17 protein-coding genes are annotated in these 16,766 nt (G+C 63.5%); 13 read left to right on the forward strand and 4 right to left on the reverse strand.

Going from position 1 to position 16,766, the window contains the following annotated elements; translation table 11 throughout:
• From RA20_RS18530 to RA20_RS18555, 5 genes are all read left to right on the forward strand, one after another.
• Positions 1–621, forward strand: a 621-nt coding sequence (locus RA20_RS18530; protein WP_039132209.1) for a methyl-accepting chemotaxis protein, incomplete at its 5' end; no start/stop codon positions are given.
• A 307-nt stretch (positions 622–928) separates the two neighbouring features.
• The gene (locus RA20_RS18535) at positions 929–2,020 is read left to right on the forward strand and encodes a 3-deoxy-7-phosphoheptulonate synthase (RefSeq protein ID WP_039132211.1); all 1,092 of its coding nucleotides are present in this window, start codon (positions 929–931) and stop codon (positions 2,018–2,020) included.
• 328 nt (positions 2,021–2,348) lie between these two features.
• Positions 2,349–3,401, forward strand: a complete 1,053-nt coding sequence (locus RA20_RS18545; protein ID WP_039132215.1) for a TauD/TfdA family dioxygenase — start codon at positions 2,349–2,351, stop codon at positions 3,399–3,401.
• Between the two features lie 166 nt (positions 3,402–3,567).
• Complete coding sequence (locus tag RA20_RS18550; RefSeq protein WP_039132217.1) at positions 3,568–4,956, forward strand: trypsin-like peptidase domain-containing protein; 1,389 nt, start codon at positions 3,568–3,570, stop codon at positions 4,954–4,956.
• Between the two features lie 120 nt (positions 4,957–5,076).
• The gene (locus RA20_RS18555; RefSeq protein ID WP_039132220.1) at positions 5,077–6,381 is read left to right on the forward strand and encodes a replication-associated recombination protein A; all 1,305 of its coding nucleotides are present in this window, start codon (positions 5,077–5,079) and stop codon (positions 6,379–6,381) included.
• A gap of 78 nt (positions 6,382–6,459) precedes the next feature.
• Here RA20_RS18555 and RA20_RS18560 read toward each other — a convergent pair whose 3' ends face one another.
• Positions 6,460–6,849 carry a hypothetical protein gene (locus tag RA20_RS18560; protein WP_039132223.1) on the reverse strand — a complete coding sequence of 130 codons (390 nt, stop codon included), beginning with the start codon at positions 6,847–6,849 and terminating at the stop codon, positions 6,460–6,462.
• A gap of 122 nt (positions 6,850–6,971) precedes the next feature.
• Between RA20_RS18560 and crcB the strand changes: the two genes are divergently transcribed.
• The 8 genes from crcB (at position 6,972) to RA20_RS18600 (ending at position 14,480) form a co-directional block, all read left to right on the forward strand.
• Positions 6,972–7,352 carry a fluoride efflux transporter CrcB gene (gene crcB, locus RA20_RS18565; protein ID WP_039132225.1) on the forward strand — a complete coding sequence of 127 codons (381 nt, stop codon included), beginning with the start codon at positions 6,972–6,974 and terminating at the stop codon, positions 7,350–7,352.
• The gene (locus RA20_RS18570) at positions 7,349–8,395 is read left to right on the forward strand and encodes an RluA family pseudouridine synthase (RefSeq protein ID WP_039132227.1); all 1,047 of its coding nucleotides are present in this window, start codon (positions 7,349–7,351) and stop codon (positions 8,393–8,395) included. Before crcB ends, RA20_RS18570 begins: the two co-directional genes overlap by 4 nt.
• Positions 8,392–9,060: an HAD-IA family hydrolase gene (locus tag RA20_RS18575; protein WP_039132230.1), complete on the forward strand. Its 669-nt coding sequence runs from the start codon at positions 8,392–8,394 to the stop codon at positions 9,058–9,060. The genes RA20_RS18570 and RA20_RS18575 overlap by 4 nt, the downstream gene beginning before the upstream one ends.
• 3 nt (positions 9,061–9,063) lie before the next feature.
• The gene (locus tag RA20_RS18580) at positions 9,064–9,768 is read left to right on the forward strand and encodes an ATP12 family chaperone protein (protein WP_039132232.1); all 705 of its coding nucleotides are present in this window, start codon (positions 9,064–9,066) and stop codon (positions 9,766–9,768) included.
• 231 nt (positions 9,769–9,999) lie between these two features.
• Positions 10,000–11,016 carry an amino acid ABC transporter substrate-binding protein gene (locus RA20_RS18585; protein ID WP_039132386.1) on the forward strand — a complete coding sequence of 339 codons (1,017 nt, stop codon included), beginning with the start codon at positions 10,000–10,002 and terminating at the stop codon, positions 11,014–11,016.
• A gap of 125 nt (positions 11,017–11,141) precedes the next feature.
• A complete protein-coding gene (locus RA20_RS18590) occupies positions 11,142–12,374 on the forward strand; it encodes an amino acid ABC transporter permease (RefSeq protein WP_039132234.1) in 1,233 nt (410 codons plus the stop codon).
• Positions 12,375–12,377: 3 nt separating this feature from the next.
• Positions 12,378–13,676 carry an amino acid ABC transporter permease gene (locus RA20_RS18595; protein WP_039132236.1) on the forward strand — a complete coding sequence of 433 codons (1,299 nt, stop codon included), beginning with the start codon at positions 12,378–12,380 and terminating at the stop codon, positions 13,674–13,676.
• A 12-nt stretch (positions 13,677–13,688) separates the two neighbouring features.
• Positions 13,689–14,480, forward strand: a complete 792-nt coding sequence (locus tag RA20_RS18600) for an amino acid ABC transporter ATP-binding protein (protein WP_039132239.1) — start codon at positions 13,689–13,691, stop codon at positions 14,478–14,480.
• 68 nt (positions 14,481–14,548) lie between these two features.
• On the opposite strand, the gene RA20_RS18605 is transcribed toward RA20_RS18600, so the two are convergent.
• The 3 genes from RA20_RS18605 to RA20_RS18615 form a co-directional block, all read right to left on the reverse strand.
• On the reverse strand, positions 14,549–15,046 hold the full coding sequence (locus RA20_RS18605; protein WP_039132241.1) for a SixA phosphatase family protein: 498 nt from the start codon (positions 15,044–15,046) through the stop codon (positions 14,549–14,551).
• Positions 15,043–15,744: a hypothetical protein gene (locus tag RA20_RS18610; RefSeq protein WP_039132243.1), complete on the reverse strand. Its 702-nt coding sequence runs from the start codon at positions 15,742–15,744 to the stop codon at positions 15,043–15,045. Before RA20_RS18610 ends, RA20_RS18605 begins: the two co-directional genes overlap by 4 nt.
• Before the next feature lie 108 nt (positions 15,745–15,852).
• The gene (locus tag RA20_RS18615) at positions 15,853–16,647 is read right to left on the reverse strand and encodes a sterol desaturase family protein (RefSeq protein ID WP_039132388.1); all 795 of its coding nucleotides are present in this window, start codon (positions 16,645–16,647) and stop codon (positions 15,853–15,855) included.
• Between the last annotated feature and the right edge of the window lie 119 nt (positions 16,648–16,766).

Genomic DNA, 16,766 nt, shown 5'->3' on the forward strand with positions numbered 1-16,766 from the left:
ATCGACGACATCGCCTTCCAGACCAACCTGCTGGCGCTCAACGCCGGGGTCGAGGCGGCCCGTGCCGGCGAAGCGGGCCGCGGCTTTGCGGTGGTGGCCTCGGAAGTGCGGGCTCTGGCGCAGCGCTCCTCGGATGCGGCGATGGAGATCAAGACCCTGATCGGCGACAGTTCGCGGCAGGTCGAGCAGGGCGTCGACCTGGTCGGCCGTGCCGGCGATGCGCTGCAGTCCATCGTTGGCCGGGTCAGCCATATCTCGCAGCTGGTGTCGGAGATTGCCGAAGGCGCCGCCGAACAGTCCACTGGCCTCGCCGAGATCAACACCGGCATGACGCAGCTTGATCAGGTGACACAGCAGAACGCAGCCATGGTGGAAGAGGCCACGGCAGCGGGCCATATGCTGAACTCCGATGCGGGCAAGCTGTCGGAGCTTGTTGCCCGGTTCAAGGTTGAAGGAGGCGGCAAGGCGCATCCCGGTCCCGCCGCAGCAGCGGAGCCGGAGGTCAATGCGCAGCCCACTGCCCATGGCGGAGATGACTGGGAAGTTGCGGCCAGCCCGGCGCCTGGCGCGGTGCCGGAGGCCGACGGCAACGCTGCCCGCGAGCTGTGGCAGGACTTCTGATCTGCTGGCAAAGGCGCAAAACGGCAGGCTCTCTCCGGCGGAGGGCCTGCCCAGTGCAATTCCGCTGAAACACAGCGGGATGATTTTCCGGGGTGACAGGCCTGGGAAACTCCGTTAGCGTCCGGCCCATGACCCGTATCGTTGCCGCATTCTGGTATTTCTTCTATCCGCGCCACACGGCGGACGGAGGGGTCATCGCATTCTGAAAACCAGTCAGAAAGCACCAGGACACCAACCAGCCGCCCGCACCCGCAGGCGGCTTTTTTCATGCCTGCCGGCGAAGGGCGCCCGCCAAGAAAGCAAGGACATGACACCGCAAACCGAAAATCTCCGCATCACCGGCATGCAGGAACTGATCTCTCCCGAAGACCTCGCCCTGCAGCTGCCGGCCAACGAGGCCGCGGCTGGCACAGTGCTGGCCAGCCGCGCCGCAATCCAGAGCGTCCTGCACGGGCGCGATGACCGGCTTGCCGCGGTTGTGGGGCCCTGTTCCATCCACGACCCCAAGTCGGCGATGGACTATGCAAAACGGCTGCAGCCGCTGCGCGAACGCCTGGCCGGGCAGCTGGAGATCGTGATGCGGGTCTATTTCGAAAAGCCCCGCACCATCAGCGGCTGGAAAGGCCTGATCAACGATCCAGGGCTTGACGGTTCGTTCCGCATTAACGAGGGCCTGGGCCTGGCCCGCCGGCTGTGCCTGGACATCAACGCGCTGGGCCTGCCTGTGGGCACAGAGTTCCTGGATACAGCGGTGCCGCAGTACATCTCCGATCTGGTTGCCTGGGCCGCCATCGGCGCCCGCACCACCGAAAGCCAGATCCACCGCGAAATGGCCTCAGGGCTTTCCTGCCCGGTAGGGTTCAAGAACGGCACCCGCGGCAATGTGCAGATCGCGGTGGATGCAGTGCGCTCGGCAGCGCATCCGCATCATTTCATGGCACTGGCCAAATCGGGCCGCGCGGCGATTGCTGCCACCAGCGGCAACCCGGACTGCCACCTGATCCTGCGCGGCGGCGGCGGCACCAACTATGACGCGGCTTCGGTGGATGCGGCCTGCAAGCTGGCGGAGAAGGACGGCATCCGCGGCCACGTGATGATCGATGCCAGCCATGCCAACAGCGGCAAGGACCCCCTGAAACAGCCGGCCGTTCTGACCGATGTGGCAGAGCAGATTGCAGGCGGTGACCAGCGTATCACAGGTGTGATGATTGAAAGCCATCTGGTGGCGGGCCGCCAGGATCTGGGCAAAGGAGAGCTGACCTACGGGCAATCGGTCACCGATGGCTGCCTGGGCTGGGAGGACACGGTGGCCGAGCTGGAAAGACTGGCAGATGCGGTAGAGGCCAGGCGTGCGAAAACGGCTGCTGGCAGCCCTGCTGATGCATTGGCCGAAGTCTGAAATTTCGGAACAGGGCACGTACCCGGCGGGGCGTGCCTGCCGCAAGCGCTCTGCCATCACAGCTCTCTTACAGCGCCCGCCCTGCGGCCTTGGAGCTTGGCGGGCGTGTCTGCGGTTCAGAGAAATGGCGTTGCCGGGGCAAAAGATTCCGGCCGTGCCAGACCGGAGCAGTTCAGCCGCACGCTGGCCAGTTTCTGTTCCTGCACCGTCAGCGGGCTGGATAGGCGCGGGCAAGAGGACGGCAAACAGCTGCTTTGCTGCGGGTCCGCTTCAGGCTTTGCGGTGCCTTTGATATACCGGACCGGCATGCGCGACAGAGGACACACCGATGCAGAACCGACAATTGCCGGAACGGATTGATGGCCCTGCCGCCTGGACCGGCAGAAACATGCAGGCGCATCCTGAGCGCTGGCTGGTGCAGCTGGCAGCGGAGGACATCGCCGATCTGGAGCAGGCGGCCCGGCATTTTCTGGGCTTGGGCCGGGATATCGGGGAAATCACCAAGGCGGATTTCCCGCTGACCCGTTTTGCCGGACACCTGGAAGCCTTGAAGGGCAAGCTGCTGAACGGCATCGGGTTCGAGGTGCTGCGCGGTCTGCCGGTGGCAGGCTACAGCCAGGAGATGGCAGCGGCCATCTTTTGCGGGGTGGGGGCGCATCTGGGCTCCGCCCGATCGCAGAATGCAGCAGGCCATATCCTCGGCCATGTGCGCGACATTGGTGCTGATGCCAATGATCCGAACACCCGTATCTACCAGACCCATGAGCGCCAGACCTTCCACACCGACAGCGCTGACGTGGTCGGGCTTTTGTGCCTGCAGGAGGCCAGGGAGGGCGGGGATTCCCTGCTGGTCAGCGCCGAGGCGATCTATAACCGGATGCGTGCAGAACGGCTGGACCTGCTGGAGCGCCTGTTTGACCCGCTGGCCACCGACCGGCGCGGCGAGGTGCCCGAGGGCATGCAGCCTTTTATGACCATTCCGCCGCTCAGCTGGCACCAGGGCAAGCTCACCGTGTTCTATCAGCGCCAGTACATCGGCAGCGCCCAGCGGTTTCCGGACGCGATGCGGCTGACGCCGGAGCATGTTGAGGCTCTGGACATGTTTGACGCCCTGGCCAATGACCCGGAGCTGCATTTGACCATGCGGCTGCAGCCGGGCGACATGCAGTTTGTCTATAACCATTCGCAGCTGCACGACCGCACCGGCTTCACCGACTGGCCGGAGCCCGGCCGCCGCCGCCACCTGTTCCGCCTGTGGCTGTCTCCCGAAGGCGACCGGGAGCTGCCGGAATGCTTCAAGCAGCGCTATGGCAGCATCACCCCTGGCAGCCGCGGCGGAATTATTACCAAGGGCACCAGGCTGCACGCGCCGCTGGACTGATACTCTGTCTCAGCTTCTTTCTGGTTCTAAATATCCCGGGGTGAATTGGCCGCGAGGCCAAGAGGGGCAGGGCCCCCCCCCCCCGCGCCGGCCCCGGCAGCCTCCTGCCTTGCAATCCGGGCGTTCTCTCCGCATATCCTTCGGGCAACATTTTGCTGGAGCCCGCATGATCCGTCCCGCCCTGACCGCCCTCGCCATCATCCTGGCCCTGCCTGCCGCCGCGGAAACCCAAGTGCCGCAGAGCCAGGCCGAAATCGCGCTGGGCTTTGCGCCGCTGGTCAAACAGGCCTCGCCTGCGGTGGTGAATATCTACGCCAAGGTGGTGCGCCAGGTGCAGCAGCGCCGCTCGCCTTTCATGAACGACCCGTTCTTCGATGATTTCTTCCGGGGCTTTGCCAAGCCGCAGCCGCGGGTGGAAAACTCGCTGGGGTCCGGTGTGATCCTGTCGGGGGACGGCATCGTGGTTTCAAATTACCACGTGGTTGGCATGGCCACCGAGATCCGCGTGGTGACGGCGGACCGGCGGGAGTACAACGCGCAGGTGATCCTGGGCGACAAGGCCAGCGACCTGGCCATCCTGCAGCTGGAAGCTGCCGAAGACCTGCCGCATCTGAACCTGCGCGACAGCGATCAGGTCGAGGTTGGCGAGCTGGCGCTGGCAATCGGCAACCCGTTCGGTGTCGGCCAGACCGTCAGCAGCGGCATCATTTCGGGCCTTGCGCGCACCGGCATGGGTGCAGGCGATGGCTTTGGCTATTACATCCAGACCGACGCGCCGATCAATCCGGGCAACTCCGGCGGTGCGCTGATCGACGTGAACGGCGATCTCATCGGCATCAACACCCGCATTCTGTCGCGCTCCGGCGGCTCCAACGGCATCGGCTTTGCGATTCCGGCCAATCTGGTGAAGGAGTTTGTGAGCCAGGCCCGCCGCGGCTCGGAAGAGTTCCAGCGCCCCTGGGCCGGTATGGCCGGGCAGCCGGTGGACGCGGATCTTGCGGCCTCGCTGGGCATGGATTTGCCCGAAGGCATGGTGATCTCGGACCTGCACCGCGAAAGCCCCTTTGCCAAGGCGGGCTTCAAGGTGGGCGATGTGATCACCCATGTGGACGGTGAAGTGGTGAATTCGCCCTCGGAAATGGTGTTCCGGATGTCGGTGGCGGGGCTGGACGGGCTCTCGGCCATCACCCGGCTGCGCGGCGATGCGCGGGAAGAGGTTGCGGTGCCGATGATTGCAGCCCCCGATCAGCCGCCTGCCAATCCGGTGCAGCTGGACGAGAAGACCGCGCTGCCCGGGCTGACCGTGGCACGGATCAATCCGCGGGTGATCGCGCGGCTTGGCCTGCCGCTTGCCTCCGAGGGGGTGGTGGTCACCAACCCGGGCCCTTATGCCGGGCGCGGAGGTGTGCAGCCGGGCGATCAGCTGCTGGCCGTCAATGGCCAGGCGGTCGCCAATCCGGATGACGTGTACGCGATCCTGTCGGACAGCGGGCGTTGGATCCAGATCGACCTGCAGCGCCGCGGCAACCGGATGTCGCTGCGGTTCCGTCTCTGACCGGCAGGCGCGAAGCCTGCAGGCGGATTCTGTGCGGCCTCCGGCAATTGAAACTTGACGCGCGGGGGGTGCGGGACCACCCATCTTGCACAGCAGATCACCGCGAAAGCGAGGTTAACAATGGCGGATCTATTTGATGCAGGCGGCGGACATGGCAGCCAGCCGCTTGCCGCCGCGCTGCGGCCCCGGTCGCTGGATGATGTCATTGGCCAGAAGGCGCTGACCGCTGAAGGTTCGATCCTGCGGCGCCGGATTGCCGCGGGCCAGCTCGGCAGCATTGTGCTCTATGGTCCGCCGGGGATCGGCAAGACCTCGATTGCCCGGGCCACGGGCGAGATGCTCAGCAAGGAATTCCGCCAGCTGCATGCCACCCGCGCAGGCGTCAAGGACATCCGCCAGCTGGCCGATGAGGCGCGGATCCGGCCGCTGCTGATATTTGTGGACGAGGTGCACCGGTTCTCGGCGACTCAGGCTGATGACCTCTTGGCGATCTGCGAGGACGGCACCGCCGATTTCATCGGCGCAACAACGCAGAACCCCTATACCGCGCTGCCAAAGGCGCTTGTGTCGCGCTCCACGATCCTGAAGCTGGAGCCGATCTCGATCGAGGATATGGAAGAGGTGCTCGACCGCGGGCTGCGCCAATTGGCTCAGGCCGGCATTGAGGTGGTTCTGAGTGCCGAGCAAAAGCGGGTGATCGCGGGCCGCTCAGGCGGCGATGCGCGCCGGGCGCTGACGACGCTGGAAAGCCTGGCCATCGGCCACACCGGCGGTGCGGCCAAGGTCACCGATGCTATGCTGGAGGAGGCCTACAGGGCGGCGCCGGTCAACCACGACCGCTCGGGCGATCAGCACTATGATGTGATATCGGCCTTTATCAAGTCGATGAGGGGCGGTGACCCGGATGCGGTGCTGTACTGGCTGGCGCGGCTGATCCATGGCGGCGAGGACCCGCGGTTCATCGCGCGGCGGATCATGATCCAGGCCTCGGAGGACGTGGGGCTCGCCGACAACACCGCACTGCAGACGGCGGTGGCGGCGGCGCAGGCGGTTGAGATGGTGGGGCTGCCAGAAGTGCAGATCATCCTGGCCCATGCGGCGCTGCATGTGGCCCGCGCGCCCAAATCCGGCTCTGCCAACCACGGGATTGCCGCGGCGCTGGCGGCGGTGGCCAAGGAGCCGCCGATGGCGGTGCCGTTGCATCTGCGCGATGCCCATTACCAGGGGGCCGCAGAGCTGGGCCACGAAGGCTACCGCAGCCCGCACAAGGACCCGCGGGGCTGGGTTGACCAGCCTTATGCGCCGGAGGGTGCGCCAGGCCGCTTCTATGTGAGCGATGCGCGCCAGTCGCCGACCTTTGAAAAGCGGGCGGATGAGTACTGGGAGCGGCTGACCGGCAAACCGGTGCCCAAGCGTTTCGGCTGAAGCGGGGCAGTCCGGCTTTCCTGCCGGAAAACCGGGGCCTCCGGCGGGGGTATTTTAGACCAGAAAGAAGCGCGCTGTTCAGCCCGTTTCTGGAAAAGAGTCCCAGTTAAGCTGAGCTGCCAGATAGGCCTTCAAGAGCTCTGCCGCCTCTGTGCCTCCCATGAGTGACGATGCGGTTAGCAATTGCAGAAACTTCAATTCATCTTGCGCCAGGCCGTCGTCTCCGTGGCGATAGAGCCAGGCCAGGTCAAAGATCGCACGTTTGTGGCCGTGCCGCGCCAGGTCTTGGAGGCCTTTGACACGCCTGGCATCAAACTCCTCTCCAGTTTCCGAGAGCGAAAACATGAGATTCAGGTACTGCGCGTCTGGATCTCCCGCTTGCAGAAGAGGGCGAAGGATTTCCTGCAGAGCTTCGAAGGCACCGTTCTGAAGCAGGGTGGTGCAGTGTTTGTAGGTGCCGTTGTCCATGTTTTTTCCAATGGCAGTGTTTTTAAAAAAGCGGCCAGGAAAGCCAGTACATTAGCAGCCTTGATAGCAGCGCATAGCGGCGAAAACTTGACATCCCTGCGTCCCCGCGCGACAGGACAGGAATGATGACTTCGGTTTCCATGGTCGCTTTTGGCGGCGCTGTTGGGGCGGTGTGCCGCTATCTGGCCGGGCTGGGGGTGATCCGGCTGCTGGGCCATCACGACTTCCCGGTGGCGGTGCTGATGGTGAACATCCTTGGCTCCTTCCTGATGGGGGTCTTTGTGGTGGCGGCGGCGATGCGGGACCTGACCTGGGCAAGCCCCCTGGTGATGACCGGGCTTATGGGCGGCTTCACCACGTTTTCGGCGTTTTCGCTGGAGACCGCCAATCTGATCGAGCGCGGTGCCTTCGGGCAGGCGGCGCTGTATGTAATTCTGTCCGTGGGCCTGTCGGTCGGCGGGCTGTTTCTGGGCCTGATGGCAGGCAGAGGAGTGTTCGCATGAGCGGCGTGCAGATGATCACCGTGGGTGAGGACGATGGCGGCCAGCGCATCGACCGCTGGCTGCGCGGGCTGTTTCCGCATCTGAGCCAGGGGCGGATCGAGAAGATGTGCCGCAAGGGCGAGCTGCGGCTGGATGGCGGCCGGGTGAAGGCGAATTCGCGCGTTGAGACCGGCCAGACCGTGCGGGTGCCGCCGCTGCCGGATGCGGATCACAAGCCGGCCGAGCCGCGCGCGGTGCGGATCTCGGCAGCGGATGCCAAGATGATCCAGTCCTGCGTGATTTACCGCGACGACGATGTGATTGTGCTGAACAAGCCTGCGGGGCTGGCGGTGCAGGGCGGCTCCGGCACCACCAAACATGTGGATGGTTTGTCCGAGGCGCTGAAATTCGGGCTGGAGGAAAAGCCCAAGCTGGTGCACCGGCTCGACAAGGATACCTCGGGCGTGCTGGTGCTGGCGCGGAACCGCAAGGCGGCGCAGGCGCTGACCGCTGCCTTCCGCCATAAGAACACCCGCAAGATCTACTGGGCTTTGGTGGCCGGCGTGCCGACGCCCTATCTGGGCGAGATCAAGAATGGCCTGGTGAAGGCGCCGGGCCATGGCAAGTCCGGCGAAGGCGAGAAGATGATCAACGTGCATCCGCGCGATGTCGATGACACGCCGGGCGCCAAGCGGGCGCATACGCTTTATGCTACTCTGTATCGTGTGGCGAGCCGCGCGGCCTGGGTGGCGATGGAGCCGGTCACCGGCCGGACCCACCAGCTGCGGGCGCATATGTCCGGAATGGGCCATCCGATTGCCGGCGACGGCAAATACGGCGGTTCGGGGCAGGAGAACCTGGGCGACGGCTGGGGCGCCTCGATCGGCGGGGTGATCTCGAAGAAGCTGCATCTGCACGCGCGCCGGATGGTGTTTGAACATCCCGTGACCCGCAAGGAGATCGCTGTGGTGGCGCCGCTGCCGGAGCATATGAAGGAAAGCTGGGACACCTTCGGCTGGACCGAGGACCTGGCGGCGGATGATCCGTTCGAGGATCTGAAGTGAGCGCGCCCTTGCGGCTGATCCTGTTTGATGTGGATGGCACCCTGGCCGACAGTCAGGGCGCGATCACCGGCGCGATGACTGAGGCTTTTCAAGGTGTTGGACTGGAGGTTCCGGCGCGGGACGCGATCCTGGCGATTGTCGGCCTGTCGCTGCCCCTGGCAATGAAGGAGCTGGCACCGGGACAGGATGCCGCCACGCTGGACGCGCTGGTTGAAGGCTACAAATCCTCGTACATGCTGTCCCGCCAGGCTGCGGGAGCAGCGCATTCGCCGCTCTATCCCGGTGCGCGCGAAGCGCTTTTGGAGCTCAACGCGGTGCCGGAGTATCTGCTGGGCGTGGCAACCGGCAAGTCGCAGCGCGGGGTCGATGCTCTGATCGCAGCGCATGGGCTGGAGTGTTTCGTGACCCGGCAGGTGGCGGACCATCATCCCTCGAAGCCGCATCCCTCGATGGTGCTGACGGCGATGGCGGAGACCGGGGTGGACCGGAGCAGCACCGTAATGATCGGCGACACCCGGTTTGACATTGAGATGGGCAAGGCGGCAGGGGTCACCACCATTGCCGTGCCCTGGGGATACCATCCGGCAGAGACATTGGGCGCCGATTACCTGATCCGCGACTTCGCGGAGCTGCGGCCGCTGCTGGCAGAGATTTGGAAGGCTTGAGAGATGAGCAACTGGGCACAGAAACGGTTCTGGAAAGAGGTCTCGGTGGCGGAGGCCGAAGGCGGATTTGCAGTGGAGCTGGATGGCCGCCGGGTCAAGACGCCGGCCAAGGCACCGCTGGTGGTGCCCACCCGGGAGATGGCCCAAGCCATCGCTGCGGAATGGGATGCGCAGACCGAATCAGTTGACCCTGGGAGCATGCCTTGCACCCGTTCTGCGAATGCGGCGATTGACAAGGTGACACATCAGCACAGCGAAGTGGCCGCCATGCTGGCTGAATACGGCGATTCCGACCTCTTGTGCTACCGCGCCGACACGCCGGTGGAGTTGACGTTGCGTCAAGCAAGCGAATGGGACCCGGTGCTGGACTGGGCCGCCGATGCGCTGGGCGCCCGTCTGCAGCCCCGCACCGGTGTTTTGCATCAGCCGCAGGACGCGGGTGCCCTGGAGGAACTGTCCCGGCAAGTGCACGCGATGACCCCGTTTCAGCTGGCCGCGTTCCATGATTTGGTAGGGATTTCCGGGTCTTTGGTGCTGGGCTTTGCCGCCGCGCAGGGCTGGCGCGATGCGGAAGAGATCTGGCAGCTGTCGCGTCTGGACGAGCGCTGGCAGGAGGAGCAGTGGGGCGAAGATGAAGAGGCTCAGGCCGCCGCGGAAGTAAAGCGGCAGGAGTTTTTGCACGCCAAACGCTTCTACGATTTTTCCTGAGAGTTCAAAAAATTACCTTTTCGGCCCCTCGAACGGCATAAAATTATACGCCGGAATAGTTTGTGCGCGCTGCGCACATCGAATTTCCTGATCGCGCCCTTGACGTTTGTTGATGAATGCGCCCAGAATTGGGCGCGAATTAGGGGTAAACCCTTCTTCGGTCTCATTTCCGGCGGGGGATCGCCGGAAAATAAGAACCGCCGAATGGCGGGCTATCAGGAAGAGGTAAAAATGAAAAAATCCGTATTTTTGGGCGCAATGGCCTTTGCCGGTCTTGCGGCTGGCGCAGCATCTGCCGGTACGCTGGACGACGTTAAGGCGCGCGGCAAGCTGAACTGCGGCGTGACCACCGGTCTGGTTGGCTTTGCGGCTCCGAATGCGAATGGGGAATGGGAAGGTTTTGACGTTGCCGTGTGCCGTGCTGTGGCTGCAGCCGTGCTGGGCGACTCGACCGCTGTGGAGTTCGTGCCGACCACCGGCAAGACCCGCTTTACCGCGCTGGCGTCGGGTGAAATCGACATGCTGGCCCGTAACACCACCTGGACCTTCTCGCGCGATGTCGACCTGAAGTTTGAATTCGTGGGCGTCAACTACTACGACGGCCAGGGCTTCATGGTCCCGAAAGATCTGGGCGTCAGCTCGGCCAAGGAACTGGACGGCGCAACCGTCTGCATCCAGACCGGCACCACCACCGAGCTGAACCTGGCGGATTTCTTCCGTTCCAACAACATCAGCTATGAGCCGGTTCCGATCGAAACCAACGCTGAAGCCCAGCAGCAGTACCTGGCTGGCTCCTGCGACGTGTACACCACCGACGCCTCCGGCCTGGCAGCAACCCGCGCCACCTTCGACGATCCGTCGGGGCATGCGATTCTGCCGGAAATCATCTCCAAAGAGCCGCTGGGCCCGCTGGTCCGCCATGGCGACCACGAGTGGGGCGATGTTGTCCGCTGGACCCTGAACGCGATGATCGCAGCTGAAGAGCTGGGCGTGACCTCGGCCAACATCAGCGAAATGTCCGCAGGCACCGACAACCCGGAAATCAACCGCCTGCTGGGCACCGAAGGCACCCTGGGCGAAATGCTGGGCCTGTCGGCTGACTGGGCGAAAAACGCAGTTGCCGCCAACGGCAACTACGGCGAAGTGTTTGCCAAGACCATCGGTGAAGACACCCCGGTCGGCCTGGCGCGCGGCCTGAACGCTCAGTGGACCGAAGGCGGCCTGCTGTACGCACCGCCGTTCCGCTAAACACATCTTCGGAAAGGGCGCAGGACACTCCTGCGCCCTTTTCCTATCTGCAAAAAGCTCCGGACCGCTGCGGAGCGGGGACAACCCCGCCGGGACAGACCATCGGAGCCAGGGGATCACAATTCATGTCAACGTTGACTGACCCGCCGAACGAAGGGTTTCGGCTGTCTATGCTCTTCAATGACACCCGCTACCGGTCACTGACCTTTCAGGTAATCGCGGCTGTCGTTCTTGCCCTGTGCATTTGGTATCTTGGAAACAACCTGATCCAGAACCTCCGCGCAGCCGGGCTCAATATTTCCTATTCCTTCCTCGGCAATCCGTCCGGGTATGACATCAACCAGCGCCTGGTGGAGTACGACAACCAGTCCAGCCACGGCCGCGCCGCCCTTGTCGGCCTGCTGAACACGCTGCTGGTGGCCTTCCTGGCCTGTATCACCGCGACGGTGTTCGGCGTGATCGCCGGCGTTCTGCGGCTCTCCAACAACTGGCTCGTCTCCAAGCTGATGGCGGTCTATGTCGAGATCTTCCGCAACATCCCGGTGCTGATCTGGATCATCATCATCTTCACCATCATGACGGCGGTGCTGCCGGGCCCGCGGGCGTTCCGCGGCGATGATGCCACCTCCAGCATGCTGTTTGACGCTTTTGCTTTCACCAACCGCGGCATCTACATCCCGATGCCCTGGTTCGAGAACGGCATCTTTGCCAGCGCCTCGATGAACTGGCTGCTGGTGCTTATCGGCTTCGCAGGTTCCTGGTTTGCGGCGCATCAGATCAATATCTGGGCCAACAACAAGCAGGAAGCTACCGGTGTGCGGCCCAAGACCCTGTCGCTGATCCTCGCGGCATGGCTGGTGCCGTTCCTGGCGCTGATGCTGATCATGGGGCTGACCTGGGAATACCCTGAGCTGAAGGGCTTCAACTTCAAGGGCGGCATCAAGATCGGCGGCCCGCTGATCGCGCTGTGGTTTGCCCTGTCGATCTATACCGGCGCCTTCATTGCCGAGAACGTCCGTGCAGGCATTCAGGCGGTGTCCAAGGGCCAGACCGAGGCCGCGTCGGCCCTGGGCCTGCGTCCGCGCCGGGTGATGAACCTGGTGGTGCTGCCGCAGGCGCTGCGTGTGATCATCCCGCCGCTCATCTCCAACTTCCTCAACATTACCAAGAACTCCTCGCTGGCGATTGCCGTGGGCTATGCGGATATCACCGCAACTCTGGGCGGGATCACCCTGAACCAGACCGGCCGCGCCATTGAATGTGTTCTCTTGCTGATGCTGTTCTATCTGACCGCTTCACTGACGATTTCGATGGTCATGAACGTCTACAACGCATCCGTGAAGTTGAAGGAGCGCTGAGCCATGAGCGATCAGACAACCAATTCCATCGCTTTTGTCGCGGATGGAACCATTCCGCCCTCGCCGCCGCCGGCTGGTGAGACCGGTCCAATCAAATGGCTGCGCGAGAACCTGTTCTCCAATGCCGTCAACTCTGTCCTGACGATCCTGGCGCTGCTGGCGATCTATATGATCCTTGCAAAGACACTGCCTTGGATTCTGAACGGCGTCTGGACCACCAGCTCGCTGGCGGAATGCCGTGAAGTTCTGAACGGTAAAGTGGGCGCCTGTTTCTCGGTTCTGACCGAGCGCTGGAACCAGCTGCTTTACGGCTTCAAGTATCCGGTGGATCAGTACTGGCGTCCGAACCTGGCCCTGGTGCTGCTGCTGGTTGCGATTGCGCCGGTGCTGTTCTTTGACCTGCCGCGCAAGCTGCTGGCCTTTACCGCTGTCTACCCCTTCCTGGCCTTCTGGCTGATCTGGGGCGGCACCATCCTGGCGCCGATCGTGGCGCTGCTGGGCTTTGCCGCGGGCGCCTTTGTGTTCCAGACCTACGGCAAGAGCAGCTTTGCCATCGGCTTCTTCGGGGCGATTGCCGCAGCCTTTGCTGTGTGGCTCATTGGCGGGGCGCTGATCCCGGACGGGGCGTCGGACAACGCCATGCTGCAGGCAGTGCCGTCGCGCGATCTGGGCGGCTTCATGCTGAACCTGATGCTGGGTGTGACCTGTGTGTCGCTGTCGCTGCCGCTGGGCATTGCACTGGCTCTGGGCCGTCAGTCGGATATGCCGCTGATCAAGTGGATCTGTGTGGTCTTCATTGAATTTGTGCGCGGCGTGCCGCTGATCACCCTGCTGTTCGTGGCATCGGTGATGCTGGCCTACTTCTTCCCGCCGGAAAGCACCGTCGACCTGTTCCTGCGCGTGGTGATCATGATCACCATGTTCTCGGCAGCCTATATCGCCGAGGTGATCCGCGGCGGCCTGGCCGCGCTTCCCAAGGGGCAGTACGAAGCGGCTGACAGCCTTGGCCTGGACTACCCCCAGGCGATGCGGCTGATCATCCTGCCGCAGGCGCTGAAGATCTCCATCCCGGGCATCGTGAACGTGGCCGTCGGCCTGTTCAAGGACACCACCTTGGTTTCGGTCATTTCGATGTTCGACCTGGTGGGCATGATCCGCGGCCCGATCCTCGCCTCCACTGAGTGGAACGGGGTCTACTGGGAGCTTCTGGGCTTTGCGGCCGCGCTGTTCTTCGTCGTCTGCTACGGCATTTCTCAATACTCACAGTGGCTCGAGCGCCGTCTCGCCACCGACCACCGTTAAGGAGTTCAACATATGTCTGAACTTATGTCCGACCGCCAAATCGACCGCTCCAAGATGCAGGTGAGCGACGAGGTCGCTATCGAAATCAATGGCATGAACAAGTGGTACGGCTCGTTCCACGTGCTGCGCGACATCAATCTGACCGTCAATCAGGGCGAGCGGATCGTCATCGCGGGCCCCTCGGGCTCCGGCAAGTCGACCCTGATCCGCTGCCTCAACGCGCTGGAAGAGCACCAGCAGGGCAAGATCGTCGTCGACGGCACCGAACTGTCCAACGACTTGAAAAACATCGACAAGATCCGCTCGGAAGTGGGCATGGTGTTCCAGCACTTCAACCTGTTCCCGCATCTGACGATCCTGGAGAACTGCACCCTGGCGCCGATCTGGGTCCGCAAGACGCCCAAGAAAGAGGCCGAGGAGCGGGCGATGCATTTCCTGGAGAAGGTGAAGATCCCGGAGCAGGCCAACAAGTACCCCGGCATGCTGTCGGGCGGCCAGCAGCAGCGGGTGGCGATTGCGCGCTCGCTTTGCATGATGCCGCGGATCATGCTGTTCGACGAACCCACATCGGCGCTGGACCCGGAGATGATCAAGGAGGTCTTGGACACCATGATCGAGCTGGCGGAAGAGGGCATGACCATGCTCTGCGTGACCCACGAGATGGGCTTTGCCCGCCAGGTGGCGAACCGGGTGATCTTCATGGATGCCGGCCAGATCGTCGAGCAGAACGAGCCGGAAGAGTTCTTCAACAACCCCAAGAGCGACCGCACCAAGCTGTTCCTCAGCCAGATCCTGGGGCACTGAAAGCAGGGTGCTCTTGCTTGCCAAAAGAAAGGCCGGGCAGTTGCCCGGCCTTTTTCGTTGAGGTGCCGTTACTCTCCCAGCAGCTCCCGCGGGACGGTAAAGTCGATCACCCTGCCGCTGCTCCAGGTCAGATCGCGCCAGCTGGAAATGGCAAATTCCGCCACCAGGGTTGCGCCCGTGGGGTAATCGTCAAAACGTGAGTGCTCCGGCGGGGTGGCCACGATGGAATGGGCAAAAGCAGCGATGCCGGGATTATGCCCGATCAGCATGACCCGCGGCTGCTCGGCCTCCTGCAGCACCTTGAGCATGATATCCGAGTTGGCGTGATAGAGCCGTTCAGTAAAAGCTGCCGGGGCATCCATCCCCATCAGCTCCCAGGTCTCTCGGGTGCGCTGGGAAGAAGAGGAAATCACCTGATCCGGCAGATAGCCGTTTTCGCGCAGCCAGGCGGAAATTGCCGGGGCCGAGCGCCGGCCCCGTTTGTTCAGCGGGCGGGCGTGGTCGCTGGGCACATTGGTGTCCCAGGCGGATTTTGCGTGGCGGGTCAGGATAAGGGTGCAAGTCATCGCGAGTGAAAATGCCTCATGTGGTGTGCAGTTTGGTCAGGGTCCCGGCCGGCGGAGCGGCTCAGCGGGCAGGCCCGCCGGGCAAGGCAGCCGCCGGACATGCAGCCGGCGCCTGCGCTGGTATCAAGATAATCATGGCAGGCCGCCAGATCGTAAGGGCCTCCGTCTGCCAGCGCCGACACTGGGCAGCTGCTGAGGCAGGGACGGGAGGGGCAGCTTTCGCAGGGGGACTCTGCCAAAGGCGGAGGGGGAATGTCAAATTCCTGTTTGAAATGAAGGGCCCCCCGCAAGGATATCAGCATTCCAACGCGATCATGCACCATCATCTGTGACGGTGATGTGAAAAACCGGCCCGAGGCCAGCGCCCAGTTGATGAATGGCGTGTAGGGCGGGCCGCCAAAGGGAAAATAGGGGTTGGCGCCGGTCTCTTCCGCCAGGGCGCCAATCACCCTCTGGGACCAGCGGTCCACGGGATGCGGCGCGCCGTCCCGGTGCTCGGGACTGCTGGTGAAGATGTTCCAGAACTCTGAGGTGGTGCCCAGCAGGATCAGAGTGCCGCCCTCCAGCGCCTTCACCGGCTTTTGCTGCGGGTGCAGCGCGGCATGGACCGCTAGCCCGGTCTGAGCGGCGGCTGCTTCGATTTCGGCGTAGGTGTTCCTGTCCCGGGCCGGGGAGGCGGGCAGATCGGTCAGAGTCATGGCTGGCGTCCGGTAAGGTGGCTTTGGGGCGAGCCTAGCAGCGCGGTTCTCTGCCGCAGAGTGCAAAAACGCCCCGCCGGGGTCTGCCGGCGTCTTCCTGCCGGCCCCTCAGCGGCGGCGGAACGGCAGCAGCAGGCTCCAGCCCAGTCTGGCGGGCCGGTTGTCCTGCCATTGCAAGCCAATGGTCATTTCGGCATGGCCTTGACCGGGCTGCGCTGTGTAAGTGCCGAACAGCCGGTCCCAGATGGAAAGCGCGAACCCAAAATTGCTGTCGTGCTCCTCGCGCCGGGCCGAGTGGTGCACCCGGTGCATATCCGGCGTCACCAGGAGCAGCCTCAGTGCGGCATCAGCGGCGCGCGGCAGCCGCAGATTGGCATGGTTGAACAGCGCTGTGCCATTCAGCAGTACTTCAAAGACCACCACAGCCGCAGCTGAAGGCCCCAGCAGATAAACCAGCCCGATCTTCAGCAGCATCGACAGGGCGATCTCGATGGGGTGGAACCGCACCGCTGTGGTCACATCCATATCGCGGTCGGCGTGATGCACCCGGTGCAGCCGCCACAAGAGCGGCACCTTATGGGTGATCAGATGCTGCAGCCAGATGGCAAAATCCAGCACCAGCACTGCCAGCAGGACTTCCGCCCAGGCAGGCCAGGACAATGCGTTCAGCAGCCCCCAGCCGTTCTCCGCCGCATCCAGTGCCGCGCCAGCTGCCAGCAGCGGCAGGCCCAGGGCCATGGCACGCAATGTCACAGCGTTCAGCAGCGTGATCGACAAATTGGTGACCCAGCGCTGTCCCTGCGGCAGCCGCCGCGCCCGCTTTGGCGCCCTGGCCTCGGCCACAGCAAACAATGCAAACAGGCCCAGGAAAACACCCAGGCGGATCAGGCTTTCATGCTCCATGGAAGCAGCGATGCGCATAGCCAGGCAAAAAGCAAGCCCCGCCACGCCACTGCTGCTTCTTTCTGGTTGAAAATACCCCGGGGTGAATTGGCCCGAATGGGCCAAGAGGGGCAGCGCCC

Source organism: Leisingera sp. ANG-Vp (assembly GCF_000813725.1).
Taxonomy (GTDB): Bacteria; Pseudomonadota; Alphaproteobacteria; order Rhodobacterales; family Rhodobacteraceae; genus Leisingera.